Here is a 13,404-nt window from a genome sequence, read left to right as displayed (position 1 = left end):
GCGCCATTGCCGACGATGACCGGCAATGGCGCGTTGCCGGTTATTGGCCGAGCCGGATGCCACCGTCGCAGATCAACGTGTGGCCGCTAACGAAGCCGTTGCCGATCAGGAAGGCGATGGCTTCGGCGATCTCTTGCGGCCGGCCGACGCGTCCGACCGGCGTGCGTGCGGCGAAGCTTGTAAAGGCCGGCGCCTTCTGTTCCTCGCCGAGGAAATCCCACCAGGGCGTGTCGACGACGCCGGGCGAGATGCAGTTCACCCGGATTGGCTTCAGCTCGACGGCAAGAACTGGCGCAAGGGCAGCGATGGCGGCGTTGACGGCTGCAAGCCCTGCTGTTCCCGGCAAGGCTGCCTGTGCCGAGACAGCGGAGACGAAGGTGATGCTGCCTTCTTTCGAGAGATAGGGAAGACAAGCCTGGGCGCAGGCAAAATGTGCCATCGTCTTCTGGTCGAAACCCTTCTTGAGATCGGCAAGGTCGACGGTTGCGAAGGGGCCACCGCCATTGCCGCCGCCGAGTGCCAGGACGAGATGATCCAAAGGTCCGATCGTCTGGAAAATCTTGGCAAGACCGGTGAGGTCGGCGGCGTCCATGGCGATCGTAGCGACATCGCCACCGAGGCTTTGTGCCGCCGCCCGGAGCTTTGTCTCATCGCGACCGGTGATCGTCACCCGATATTCTTTTTCGAGAAGATGGGCGGCGGTCGCAAGGCCAATACCGGACGAGCCGCCAATGATGACGGTGTGTTGGGACGACATGGTTGTCTCCTTGTTGGATGGCGAAGATGGAGAGGTCTGTTCAGGCGAGACCTGTGAGCTCGTCGCTGAGACTGCGCAGCCGCTTGCGCGCGGCTGCGTCATAGGCCTGGGCATTGGCGCGGGATGGGTACTGCCCGTCGTAATAGAGGCCAGAGCGTCCTTCGAGGTCGGCGCCCGCAACCAGATTAAGAATGGCGTCGGCGCCCTGATCGACTGTGCTCATGGGTGACACGCCGGCCTGGCGCACCATGGTGGTGTCCATGTAGGTTGCGGGGTGCAGGCAATTGACGATGACACCACAGCCCGCCAATTCCTTGGCGAGATCGAACGTGAACATGATCTGCGCCAGCTTGCTCTGGCAATAGGCGCGCACGCCGCTATAGCCGTGCGTCAGCATGACATCGGAGAAGTCGATCGGCTGTTGACCAACCGAGGAAACATTGACGATGCGGGCGAGGCTGCTCGCCTTCAACAGCGGCAGCAGGCAGCGTGTCAGCAGGAAGCCGGCAAGATAGTTCACCGCAAAGCGCAGTTCGTGCCCGTCGCGGCTGACCTGACGTCCCGCATCGCCGCCGCCGGTGCCGATGCCGGCATTGTTGACCAGAATGTTGAGGCGCTCATGATCGCGCTTGATAGCGTCGGCCAGGGCACGGACCTCATCCAGCGATGAAAGATCGGCGGGATAAAAGGTGGCTTTTCCGCCCGCGCCGCGAATGCTGGAAAGCAGGCTTGCAGCGCGTGCCTTGTCGCGCCCATGCAACAGCACCATGGCGCCGGACGCAGCGAGCCTTTCGGCAACCCGGCGGCCAACGCCATCGGTCGAGCCGGTGATGAGGATCGTCTTGTCGCTCATGTCCATCGCAATCACCTCTATTTTGTACATGCGGTGATATTTGGCAGTTTGCGAAAGCGACAAACAGTTCCGGTTTTATCCTAGTATTCATCCTGCTATGATGAGCGATGACCATCAATCAAAACCAAACTATTCTGGACGCCAGGCGCCGCGAGTTCGGTGCTTTCCTGCGCTCCCGCCGCGAGAAGCTGACGCCGGCAAGCGTCGGTCTGCCGGATGGATTTCGCCGGCGGACGCCGGGGTTGCGGCGCGAAGAGGTAGCGCTGCTCGCCGGAGTCGGGGCCACCTGGTACACCTGGCTGGAGCAGGGGCGGGATGTGCGTGCCTCGGCGGAAGTGCTGTCGGCGCTTGCCGATGCGTTGCGGCTCGATCCGGCGGAACGACGGCATCTCTTCACCTTGAGCGATCGGCCATCAACAGAAGTTCCCTCGCGTGGTCCGGAAGAGGTGCCTGAATCGCTGCGACGGATGCTCGCGAGCCTCACTGGGCAACCCGCCTATGTCCTCGGCCGGCGCTGGGATGTGCTTGCCTGGAACCCGGCGGCGGTGGCTCTTTTCGGCGATTACGGCTTGTTGCAGGGCGACGCGCGCAATAGCGTCCATCGGGTGTTCACCGATCCCGCGCATCGTGTGCTATTGGTCGATTGGGAGATCGTAGCGGCAAATTCGCTCGCCATGTTCCGTGCTGATAGCGCCCGCTACGCCGGCGATCCCGATTTCGAACGGCTGATCGCCACGTTGACGCAGACAAGCCCGGAATTTCGCGCCTGGTGGCCGAGACAGGAAGTGCTGCGGCCGCTCGCAGGCTGCAAGCGATTGCGCCATCCCCAAGGTGGGCTGATGACGTTCGAATATACCGCGCTTGCCGTCATCGACCGGCCGGATATGAAGCTCGTTGTCTATACGCCCCTGGAGGAGGACGGGACCGGCGGGAAACTGAAAACACTCCTGGGCGCGAAAACCTGATTGCGGTTCATACGACCGCATAGGGCCTCAGCCCTCCAGATCGCTTTTTAGCCGGTCAAGGATCGACAAGGCGTGGCCGGCATAGGCACTGATCCAACGGTCGTGAATCTGCTTGATCGGCAGGCTGTTGAGATGGTTCCAGCGCTCCCGGCCTTCCTTCTTGGCGATCACCAGATCGGCCTCCTCCAGCACCTTCAGATGCTGCATCACCGTGCAACGGTCCATATCCGCAAAGGTCTCGCAGAGCATGCCGGTCGTCCTCGGGGCTTCCTTGAGCAAGTCGAGGATTTCGCGTCGGCGACGGTGCGCCAGGGCTTTGAAAATGAGGTCGCCATCCGATTCGCTTGACATGTTATGTTTTTATAACATAAAATCCCTGATCGCAATGGAAAAGCAACCACACTCGGAAAGCGGAGGAGAAGTCATGACCTTGAATGTTCGTATTTCGGGACGCATCGGCCGCAAAGTGGATGAGGTCTTCGATGCCGTCGTCAATCCGAAGAAGCTCTCGAGCTATTTCACCACCGTCGGCGGTGCCAGCGCGCCGCTCGTGGCGGGGACGACCGTGATCTGGTGGAAGAACGCGCCGGTCGAGGTCAACGAGGTGGAAACCGACCGGCGTATCGTCTTTCATTGGGATGGTGGTACCGGCGAAGACGGCGCGCGCTACAGGACAAAAGTGGAGATGACGTTCGAACCGCTCGACGACGGCGGCACCTTGGTAACGATCGAGGAATCCGGCTGGCGTGAGGACGCAGCCGGCCGACGTGGCACCTATCTGAACTGCGAGGGCTGGACGCAGATGCTCTGCTGCATGAAGGCCTTCGTCGAATACGGCATCAATCTGCGCGAGGGTTTCTTCCTGAGTGAAATGCGCGGCGAGCCAGCGGAAGCGCCGGATCGGTAAAGTGGCGGCAGCGCTCATGCGCCGCAATCAGACATTCTTCTCGGCGGCGCGTGCCGCCAGAAGCAGCGCTGACCTGACGCCAGGTACGACGGTTGTCGCGTCGACCTGCTGATCACCATTTTTCTGGCAACCAAATTGGCGGATGTCGCCAAAAGATGTGACCTGGCCAGAATTTCCTGATAGAGGGCTGCGTTGATCGCAGGCCACACAGTTCACTTTTCTGTGTGGAAAAGCTCAAAATCCGGGTGAATGACAAATTCCTTTAAATAATAACAGATTCATTGCTGGCGGAACGGGTCCTGCGCCAAAATTGCCCAAATTCAGAATGATGGGAGCGCTCGAGAAAAAGAGCCCGTTGAAAGAAGTGCTGGCGGTAACACACACAGACGCAGATTGCCGTTACTGCATATCCGAGCAAACGGGACCGGCGAAAGCCATTTCAAACAGGTAGAGCATGTCGACCCCAATCGATCTGGAAAAAGCCGATGAGGACCTAGAGACGCGCGGCGGCATAAGTGGGTTCTTGAACCGCAATCGCACGCTGATTGTCGCTATCCTTACTGTCGCCGTCTTCGGTATCGCTGCCTATGCGATCTTCGATCTGACGAACGAGGTGCGCTATGACGATGTCGTGCACGCGCTGGCGACGACGAAAGTCTCATCCATCGTGCTTGCCCTGTTCTTCACGGGTCTCAGTTTCTTTTCGCTGATCTTTTATGATCAGAACGCGCTGGAATATATCGGCAAGCGGCTGCCGTTCCCGCATGTGGCGCTGACCTCCTTCAGCGCCTATGCCGTCGGCAATACCGCCGGCTTCGGCGCGCTCAGTGCCGGCGCCATCCGCTATCGCGCCTATACCCGGCTCGGCCTGTCCCCGGACGATATTACCCGCGTTATCGCCTTTGTGACGCTGGCCTTCGGCCTTGGCCTTGCCGCCGTCGGCGCCATCGCGCTGCTGATCATCGCCGACGAGATCGGCCCGCTGATCAATGTCGACGGCCTTTGGCTGCGCTTGATTGCCGGCGCCATCATCGCTGCGCTTGCCTTCGTTATCATCGTCGGCCGCAATGGCCGAGAGGTGCGGATCGGGCCGATCGCCATTCGCCTGCCGGATTCGCTGACCTGGTCGCGGCAATTCCTGGTGACCGCGGTCGACATCGCCGCTTCTGCGTCCGTGCTCTATGTCTTGCTCCCGGATTCGGCCATCGGCTGGCCGGGCTTCTTTGCCATCTACGCCATCGCCGTCGGCCTCGGTGTGCTGAGCCACGTTCCGGCCGGCTTCGGCGTTTTCGAGACGATCATCATCGCTTGGCTCGGCAGCTCCGTGAACGCCGACGCCGTTCTCGGTTCGCTGGTTCTCTACCGCGTCATCTACAACGTGATCCCGCTGGCGATCGCGATCCTTGCGGTCTCGGCGGCGGAACTGCGTCGTTTCGTCGATCATCCGGCCGCTTCCAGCATGCGGCGTATCGGCGGCCGGCTGATGCCGCAGTTGCTGTCGACCTTCGCGCTTCTGCTCGGCATGATGCTGGTATTTTCGAGCGTGACGCCGACGCCGGACAGGAACCTGGAATTTCTTTCCAGTTTTCTGCCGCTGTCACTTGTCGAAAGCGCGCATTTTATCTCCAGCCTTCTCGGTTTGGCGATGATCGTTGCCGCCCGTGGCCTCGGCCAACGTCTCGATGGTGCCTGGTGGGTTTCGATCATCTCGGCGGTTTTTGCGCTGTTGTTCTCGCTGCTGAAGGCCATCGCAGTGGTCGAGGCTGCGCTGCTCGCCTTCCTCGTTTTCGGCCTGATCGTCAGCCGCCGATTGTTCACGCGCCCGGCTTCGCTGCTCAATCAAGCCCTGACCGGGGGGTGGCTGACAGCAATCGCTGTGATCTGCATCGGCGCCGTCGTCATCCTGTTTTTCGTCTATCGCGACGTCGAATACAGCAACCAGCTCTGGTGGCAGTTCGAATTCACCGAAGAAGCGCCGCGCGGACTTCGTGCAGTGCTCGGCATCTCCATCGTCTCGTCGGCGATCGCGATCTTCAGCCTGCTGCGCCCGGCGACCGCGCGCCTGGAGCCGGTTTCCGACCATGCCGTCGAACGGGCCGTTGAAATCGTTCGCAAGCAAGGCATTGCCGACGCCAATCTCGTGCGCATGGGCGACAAAAGCATCATGTTCTCCGAAAAGGGCGATGCCTTCATCATGTATGGCAAGCAGGGCCGTTCCTGGATCGCCCTGTTCGATCCGATCGGGCCGCGGCACGCGCTTCCCGAGCTGGTCTGGCGCTTCGTCGAAACCGCCCGTTCGGCCGGCTGCCGTTCGGTCTTCTATCAGATATCGCCGATGCTTTTGTCCTATTGCGCCGATGCGGGTTTGCGTGCTTTCAAGCTCGGCGAACTGGCGGTGGTCAACCTTTCCAATTTCGAGCTGAAGGGCGGCAAATGGGCCAATCTTCGCCAGACGGCGAGCCGCGCTGTGCGTGACGGACTAGAATTTGCCGTTATCGAGCCGCAGCATGTGCCCGATGTTATCGATCAGCTTGCCGAGGTTTCGGAATCATGGCTTGCCGATCACAACGCCAAGGAAAAGGGTTTTTCGCTCGGCGCTTTCGATCCCGACTACGTGGTGTCGCAGCCGGTTGGCGTGTTGAAAAAGGATGGTAAGATCGTTGCTTTCGCTAACATCCTGATGACGGAGACCAAGGAGGAGGGGTCCGTCGATCTGATGCGCTTTTCACCCGATGCGCCGAAGGGATCGATGGATTTTCTGTTCGTGCAGATCCTCGAGTATCTGAAGCAGCAGGGCTTCCAGCGCTTCAACCTTGGCATGGCGCCGCTATCAGGCATGTCGAGACGGGAATCGGCGCCGGTTTGGGACAGGGTCGGCGGAACCGTCTTCGAACACGGCGAGCGCTACTATAATTTCAAAGGGCTTCGTGCCTTCAAATCCAAATTTCATCCCGAATGGCAGCCTCGTTACCTGGCCGTTTCGGGAGGTGTCAGTCCAATGATCGCGTTGATGGATGCCACATTCCTCATCGGGGGCGGACTTAAGGGGGTCGTGAGGAAATGATCTTGAAATACGCAATGTCATTGGCTTTCGCATTCATGTTGACAACGGGCCTACTGGCATCAGGCGCGGCGAGAGCGGACGAGGACGATACCAAATACGATCTCGGCATGATCTCTCCGCCGCATATCATGCGTCCGCAGGGCAAGGTGACGAGCGAGGTCGTGCTGATCTCCGACGCCGCCGGCTGGGGCGACAAGGAAAAGGGCGTCGCCGAAAAGCTTGTTGCCAACGGCACTCTGGTCATCGGCATCGATTACCCGTCCTTCCTGGCATCGCTCAATAAGTATGACGTCAATCAGAATGACGGCTGCATCTATATGGTCTCCGATCTGGAGTCGCTGAGCCAGCAGGTGCAGCGCTCCTTTGCCGACAGCACCTATCAATTGCCAGTCATCGCCGGTGTCGGCGCCGGCGGCGCCATGGCGCTGACCATCGCCGCGCAGACGCCGGACGCCACCGTTGCCGGCACGCTCGCCGCCGATCCGACCTTCGGCATCGCACTGAAACAGGAGCTTTGCACGCCGGCTGAAAAGAAGACCGATGGCGACATCGTGTCCTTCGGCCTGCAGGACGGCGCGCTACCGAATCCGATCCTTGCGACCTTCACCTCGAACGCACCCAAGGATGGACGCGAACATGTCGAGGAGATCCAGAAGGAGCATCCTGATGTTCAGGTCACCGATTCCGACGAGGATGACACCTATGCGGCGCTGAGCGCCGGGCTGGTGGATCTGATGAAGACGATCGACAGCGAAAAGTCGCCGCTCGGGCTACCGGTCGATGTCATGAACACCAAGCCGACGGAAGACACGCTGGCGATCGTCTATTCCGGCGACGGCGGCTGGCGAGATATCGACAAGGAAGTCGGCAGCTATTTGCAGGACCAGGGCATCCCGGTCGTCGGTGTCGATTCGCTGCATTACTTCTGGTCGGAGCGCGATCCACAGCAGACCGCCGACGATCTCGCCCGCATGATCCAGTACTATACCAAGCGCTTCAAGGTAAAGCATGTGGTGCTGATCGGCTATTCCTTCGGCGCCGACGTGCTGCCGGCGAGCTATAACCGGCTGAAGCAGCCGGACAAGGACAGAATCGTGCAGATGTCGCTGCTGTCGCTGTCGCGCAAGGTCGACTATGTGATCTCGGTCATGGGTTGGCTCGGCGCCGAAAGCGAAGGCAAGGGCGGCGATCCCCTCAGCGACCTGAAGTCGATCAATCCGAAGACGGTTCAATGCATCTACGGCAAGGATGACGACGAGGATGTCGCCTGCCCATCGCTGAAGGGCACAGGCGCTGAAGTCATCGCCATGGAGGGTGGCCATCATTTCGACGACGACTATGAAGCGCTGGCCAATCATATCATCGACGGCCTGAAGAGCCGGCTCGGCGAGTAATGTACCGATATGCGCGGCGGCCCGATCGTCGCGCATATCCGGCAATTGAGCTTCATGCCACGCGGAGCTCAGCGAGCGGAGCTTTTACCCGCCTGCCGCCCAGCATTCATTTGCTTCTAGCCGCCGCTATCGCTAGTCGGAGGAAGGACTACGCGAGTCAGACATGGCTTGTACCGACCAATCCCGCCAAAATGATCCCGCCAAACCGAAAGGGACTAAATCTTGTCCGTCGCATCGTCTCTCGCCTTCGACAAAAGCTATTCCGGATTCCTGTTCGACATGGACGGCACGATCATCAACTCGATCGCTGCCGCCGAGCGTGTCTGGGGCGATTGGGCGCGCAGCAAGGGGCTGGATGTCGCGGCATTCATGCCGACCATGCACGGTTCGCGCGGCGTTGATACGATCGGCCGCTTGAACCTGCCGGGTGTCGATCCGGTGGCGGAATCGCTGCTGATCATGGAAGCGGAAATCGCCGATGTCGAGGGCGTGGTGCCGCTCCCCGGCGCCATCGAATTCCTGGCCTCGCTGCCGCCGGAGCGCTGGGCGATCGTCACCTCCTCGCCGCATCGGCTGGCCCAGGCGCGCCTTGCCGCCGCCGGTGTTCCGGTCCCACGCTTCATCGTCACCGCCGAAGACGTCAAGATCGGCAAACCCGATCCGCAATGCTACATCCTCGGCGCCGAGCGTCTCGGTCTGCGGACGTCCGATTGTCTGGTCTTCGAAGACGTGATGGCCGGCATCAAGGCCGGCGAAACCGCGGGCGCCGACGTCATGGTGATTACGGCGACGCATTCCCATCCGGTCAACACCAATCATTCGACGCTGCTGAACTACGAGAATGTTCGCGCGCATATCGATGATGATGGTCGGATTTCGGTGATGCGTAGGGACGGTTGACGTCCACCCGACCAGCATGCAATCACGGCATGTCGCTTTCACGCATTGCAATGGGCCGCCGGCTCATTATGTTTTGGTGATATTGTCGAACTCCGCGAAAGCCTGATGAACCCCAAAGAGCTGAAAACCCTATATCGCAACGAGCGCCTGGCAGCGCGTGACGCCATTCCCCCAGACGAGCGGATCGAGAAAGGGTTGGCGATGCTTGCGCATGCCGGCAATGCGATCGAGCTTCAGCCTGGTGAGATCGTGTCCGGCTTCCTGCCGATCCGGTCCGAAGTGGACATACGGCCGCTGATGGCGCGGCTGCGTGAGCGGGGTGCGCGGCTTTGCGTGCCGGTCATTCTCGATAAACGCACCATCGTCTTTCGCGAACTCGTTCCCGGCGCGGAGCTGGTTTCCAGTGGTTTCGGCACGGCGGGGCCCGGACCAGAGGCTCCAGTGTTGGACCCGCATATCATGCTGGTGCCGCTTTCGGCTTTCGACAGCACTGGCCATCGTATTGGCTACGGCGCCGGCTACTATGATCGCGCCATTGATCATCTGCAGCAAAAAGGGCTGAATCCGCGGCTGATCGGCATTGCATTTGATTGCCAAGAAGTGCCATCAGTACCGGCTGAGCCGCATGATGTCCGTCTTGACGCGATTTTGACCGAGAGCGGCCTCAATTTCGTTTCCGTAGAGATTGGATAGGAAATGCGGCTGCTATTTTTAGGTGACATGGTCGGCAAGACCGGACGGGTTGCGGTATGGGATCGCCTGCCGGGCCTCATTTCCGATCTGAAGCTCGACTTCGTCATCGTCAACGGCGAGAACGCCGCCGGCGGCTTCGGCATCACCGAGGACATCTTTCTGGAAACGATCAATGCCGGCGCCGATGTGGTGACGACGGGTAATCACGTCTGGGATCAGAAGGAAGCGGTGGTGTTCTGTGGGCGCCACGACCAGTTTCTGCGCCCCGCCAATTATCCGGCCGGCACGCCCGGTCGCGGCTCCAGTATCTATTATGCCCGCAACGGCGCCCGGGTGCTCGTCGCCAACATCATGGGCCGCGTCTTCATGCATCCGGAGCTGGACGATCCTTTCAAGGCGGCGGAAGCGATCCTCGATGCCTGCCCGCTGAAAGAGCAGGCAGACGCCATCGTGTTCGATTTCCATGCGGAAGCGACAAGCGAAAAACAATGTTTCGGCCATTTCGTGGATGGCCGCGCCAGCTTTGTTGTCGGCACGCATACGCATGTGCCGACCGCGGACGCGCAGATCCTGAATGGCGGCACCGCCTACATGTCGGATGCCGGCATGTGCGGCGACTATGACTCGTCGCTCGGCATGGAGAAGGAAGAGCCGCTCAACCGCTTCATTTCGAAGATGCCGAAGGGCCGTTTCGAGGCTGCCTCCGGGCCGGCCACCATCTGCGGCGTCGGTGTCGAGATATCGGATGCGACGGGGCTTGCCGAAAAGATCGCGCCGCTCAGGATCGGGCCGCGCCTGGCGGAGACCATTCCAGAATTCTGGCGTTAGCTATTGTCCTGCCGTTGATCACGCGGCAGCGATGACGCGATTGTGAGCAATCCGATCGGATTGCGGCTGGACGCACCTCAGCTCATACCGCATCCTTCGCGGCTCTGTGGAGCTGAAGGGATGGCATGATGCTGCGATTTCCCGTCTTCGCTGTGATCTTCCTGCTGGCCGTGGCCGGTTGGAGTGCCGCAGGCGCCCAGCAGAGACCGTCCCGCCCACATGTCAGCCAATGTCAGGCGATCGCGCAGTCGCTGCCGAAAGCGACATTCGCCAGCTTTTCCGGTTCAGCCCCGCTTCCGGCCAACGATCCCGTCGGCGGCGATGTAAAAATCACCTTCCTCGGTCATGCCACCCTCTTCATAGAGACACCCGGCGGTGTGTCGATCGCGACCGATTTCAGCGGCGCCTTTGTCCCGCCTTATACGCCGACCGTCGTGACGATGAACAAGGCGCATCCAAGCCATTACACGCTGACCCCGGATCCGGCGATCAAATATGTGCTGCACGGCTGGAGCGATACGCCCGGCGAGCCGGCGAAGATCAATCTGACTGTCGGCGATACGCTGATCCGCAACGTGGTGACCGATATTCGTGGATGGTCGGGAGGTGTCGAGGCGAACGGCAATTCGATCTTCATCTTCGAAGTGGCCGGGCTCTGCATCGGCCATCTTGGGCACCTGCATTTCGAGCTCAACGACAAGCAATATGCCGAAATCGGCCGGCTCGATGTCGTCATGGTGCCGGTCGATGGCGGCCTTACCATGGGCGCGGACAGCATGAGCCGGGTGGTGAAACGGCTGCGTTCGTCGCTCATTCTGCCAATGCACCGCTGGGGGCCGCCGATACAGCAATTCCTGGCGATGTTCGGCCCGGATTTCGACATCGCCTATGCGCCCACCGCAAGCACCACCGTTTCGCTGAAAACCCTGCCGCGCAAGCCGCTGATTTACGTGCTGAGGGGGCTTTGAGCCGATCAGCACGATGCCCGGGCGGCCCTCTCCCTCCGCCCGGGCACACCTTCGAACGATATCGCTACCGGGCGCCCTGTCGTGGGCGTCCTTGCGGGCTTTTTGCTTGAATGAAAGCCACTTCGCTCTTATAAGGCGGCCCATTCCCAACAAAAGACGTGAACAGGGGTGCCATGGCTGGCCATTCACAGTTTAAAAACATCATGCATCGCAAGGGCCGTCAGGACTCGGTGCGTTCGAAAATGTTCTCGAAGCTGGCACGTGAAATCACTGTTGCCGCCAAGTCGGGTCTGCCTGATCCGAGCATGAACGCAAGTTTGCGCCTGGCGATCCAGAACGCCAAGGCGCAGTCGATGCCCAAGGACAATATCGATCGCGCCATCAAGAAAGCCTCCGGCGCAGATACCGAGAATTACGATGCGGTCCGCTATGAGGGCTACGGCCCCGGCGGCACGGCGATCATCGTCGAGGCTCTGACCGACAATCGCAACCGCACCGCGTCGAACGTCCGCTCGATCTTCACGAAGGCCGGCGGCGCGCTTGGTGAAACCGGCTCGGTCTCCTTCTCCTTCGACCATGTCGGTGAAATCACCTACAAGCCCGAGGTCGGTGATGCGGATAAGGTGATGGAAGCCGCGATCGAAGCCGGCGCCGACGATGTCGAGAGCGATGAGGAAGGCCACACCATCATCTGCGGTTTCGAAGCGATGAACGAGGTTGCCAAGGCACTCGAAGCAACGCTCGGCGAAGCCGAAACCGTCAAGGCGATCTGGCGTGCCCAGAACAATGTGCCGGTCGACGAAGAAAAGGCGCAGTCGCTGATGAAGCTAATCGACAGCCTGGAAGACGACGACGACGTGCAGAACGTCTATTCGAACTTCGAAGTCTCCGAAGAGATTCTGGCCAAGCTCTCGGCCTGATTTTTTCCTCTAAAAATAAGCCCCAGTCTCCCAGGTTTTGCCAAGGGAGACTGGGGCTTTTCTATTATTAGGCAGCCTTCTTGAATGACGGCAATTGCGCGAATAGCTCCACCGATCTCAGCCGCGCCTCGATGTCGTGGATCGGCATCGAAATGATCACTTCGTCCGCTTCCGTATCCTTGATGAACTGCGAAAGCTTGGCCTCCGCAGTCGCGGGTGAGCCGACAATGGCGTAACGCAGGGTGTGTTCGACATTCAGTTTTTCCATAGGCGTCCAGAAATCGTCCATGTCCCTGCGGGGGCGAGGGAAGGGGCCGCGGACATTGCGGCGCAGGTTGACGAATTGCTGCTGTGCCGAGGTGAAGTGATAATCCGCCTCTTCGTCGGTCTCCGCGGCCGAGCCCATGACGCCGACCATGACATAGGGTTTGTCGAGTGTTGCCGACGGCGTGAAGCGGTCGCGATAGATGGCGACGGCATCGAGCAAAGCTTCCGGCGCAAAATGCGAGGCGAAAGCATAGGGCAGGCCGAGCATGGCGGCGAGATGGGCGCTGTAGAGGCTCGATCCGAGCAGCCAGATCGGCACTTTGGCGCCGTTGCCGGGTACGGCAAGGATCGATTGGTTCTCGTCGGCCGGGCTGAACAGATGCTGCAGCTCGACAATATCATTGGGGAAGCTCTGGGCGCCGGCATCGAGGTTGCGACGCAGGGCCTGCGCCGTGCGCATATCCGTGCCCGGCGCACGACCGAGACCGAGATCGACGCGGCCGGGAAACAGGGCTTCGAGCGTGCCGAATTGCTCCGCTATCACCAGCGGCGAATGGTTCGGCAGCATGACGCCGCCCGAGCCGATGCGGATGCGCGAAGTGGCTGCTCCGACATGGCCGATAACAACCGCGGTCGCGGCGCTGGCGACGCCTGGCATGCCATGATGCTCCGCCAGCCAGAACCTGGTGTAGCCAAGCGCTTCCGCCTTCTGCGCCATGCGCTTCGAGCCTTCGAAGGATTGGCTGACTGTGCTGCCCTCGGCAACGGGCGAAAGATCGAGGATGGAAAAGGGGACCATGGCAAGAGACCTGCGTGGTGAAAGGGGAGGAGCAATTGTCTCCATGTAGGAGCGCCGACACTCCGTTCCAAACCCTGCCCGGCAATTTC

13 protein-coding genes are annotated in these 13,404 nt (G+C 60.4%); 9 read left to right on the top strand and 4 right to left on the bottom strand.

The window, feature by feature from the left end; translation table 11 throughout:
• Window positions 1-40: 40 nt before the first annotated feature.
• Together ACXHXG_RS11570 and ACXHXG_RS11565 are read right to left on the bottom strand one after the other, a co-directional pair.
• Window positions 41-757 carry an SDR family oxidoreductase gene (locus ACXHXG_RS11570; protein WP_104824167.1) on the bottom strand — a complete coding sequence of 239 codons (717 nt, stop codon included), beginning with the start codon at window positions 755-757 and terminating at the stop codon, window positions 41-43.
• Window positions 758-797: 40 nt separating this feature from the next.
• On the bottom strand, window positions 798-1,616 hold the full coding sequence (locus ACXHXG_RS11565; protein ID WP_104825193.1) for an SDR family NAD(P)-dependent oxidoreductase: 819 nt from the start codon (window positions 1,614-1,616) through the stop codon (window positions 798-800).
• A 101-nt stretch (window positions 1,617-1,717) separates the two neighbouring features.
• Here ACXHXG_RS11565 and ACXHXG_RS11560 point away from each other — a divergent pair, with 101 nt between their 5' ends.
• Window positions 1,718-2,575 carry a helix-turn-helix transcriptional regulator gene (locus ACXHXG_RS11560; protein WP_104824166.1) on the top strand — a complete coding sequence of 286 codons (858 nt, stop codon included), beginning with the start codon at window positions 1,718-1,720 and terminating at the stop codon, window positions 2,573-2,575.
• 27 nt (window positions 2,576-2,602) lie between these two features.
• Here ACXHXG_RS11560 and ACXHXG_RS11555 read toward each other — a convergent pair whose 3' ends face one another.
• The gene (locus ACXHXG_RS11555; RefSeq protein ID WP_457899344.1) at window positions 2,603-2,926 is read right to left on the bottom strand and encodes an ArsR/SmtB family transcription factor; all 324 of its coding nucleotides are present in this window, start codon (window positions 2,924-2,926) and stop codon (window positions 2,603-2,605) included.
• Between the two features lie 73 nt (window positions 2,927-2,999).
• On the opposite strand from ACXHXG_RS11555, the gene ACXHXG_RS11550 reads away from it, so the two are divergent.
• The 8 genes from ACXHXG_RS11550 (at window position 3,000) to ACXHXG_RS11515 (ending at window position 12,249) form a co-directional block, all read left to right on the top strand.
• A complete protein-coding gene (locus tag ACXHXG_RS11550) occupies window positions 3,000-3,482 on the top strand; it encodes an SRPBCC domain-containing protein (protein ID WP_283047228.1) in 483 nt (160 codons plus the stop codon).
• A gap of 454 nt (window positions 3,483-3,936) precedes the next feature.
• Complete coding sequence (mprF, locus tag ACXHXG_RS11545; protein WP_283047227.1) at window positions 3,937-6,546, top strand: bifunctional lysylphosphatidylglycerol flippase/synthetase MprF; 2,610 nt, start codon at window positions 3,937-3,939, stop codon at window positions 6,544-6,546.
• Window positions 6,543-7,940 (top strand): virulence factor, encoded by a 1,398-nt coding sequence (locus ACXHXG_RS11540; RefSeq protein WP_457899343.1) that lies wholly within the window; start codon window positions 6,543-6,545, stop codon window positions 7,938-7,940. Before mprF ends, ACXHXG_RS11540 begins: the two co-directional genes overlap by 4 nt.
• Before the next feature lie 222 nt (window positions 7,941-8,162).
• Window positions 8,163-8,840 (top strand): HAD-IA family hydrolase, encoded by a 678-nt coding sequence (locus tag ACXHXG_RS11535; RefSeq protein ID WP_457899342.1) that lies wholly within the window; start codon window positions 8,163-8,165, stop codon window positions 8,838-8,840.
• A 105-nt stretch (window positions 8,841-8,945) separates the two neighbouring features.
• Window positions 8,946-9,533 (top strand): 5-formyltetrahydrofolate cyclo-ligase, encoded by a 588-nt coding sequence (locus tag ACXHXG_RS11530; RefSeq protein WP_104824161.1) that lies wholly within the window; start codon window positions 8,946-8,948, stop codon window positions 9,531-9,533.
• Between the two features lie 3 nt (window positions 9,534-9,536).
• Window positions 9,537-10,361: a TIGR00282 family metallophosphoesterase gene (locus ACXHXG_RS11525; protein WP_104824160.1), complete on the top strand. Its 825-nt coding sequence runs from the start codon at window positions 9,537-9,539 to the stop codon at window positions 10,359-10,361.
• A gap of 125 nt (window positions 10,362-10,486) precedes the next feature.
• Window positions 10,487-11,329, top strand: a complete 843-nt coding sequence (locus ACXHXG_RS11520) for an MBL fold metallo-hydrolase (protein ID WP_104824159.1) — start codon at window positions 10,487-10,489, stop codon at window positions 11,327-11,329.
• Between the two features lie 173 nt (window positions 11,330-11,502).
• The gene (locus tag ACXHXG_RS11515) at window positions 11,503-12,249 is read left to right on the top strand and encodes a YebC/PmpR family DNA-binding transcriptional regulator (RefSeq protein ID WP_104824158.1); all 747 of its coding nucleotides are present in this window, start codon (window positions 11,503-11,505) and stop codon (window positions 12,247-12,249) included.
• Window positions 12,250-12,316: 67 nt separating this feature from the next.
• On the opposite strand, the gene ACXHXG_RS11510 is transcribed toward ACXHXG_RS11515, so the two are convergent.
• Window positions 12,317-13,315 (bottom strand): LLM class flavin-dependent oxidoreductase, encoded by a 999-nt coding sequence (locus ACXHXG_RS11510; RefSeq protein ID WP_104824157.1) that lies wholly within the window; start codon window positions 13,313-13,315, stop codon window positions 12,317-12,319.
• Window positions 13,316-13,404: the final 89 nt, after the last annotated feature.

Source organism: Rhizobium sp. LEGMi-198b, assembly GCF_054114205.1.
This window is presented reverse-complemented; position numbering and strand designations above follow the sequence as displayed.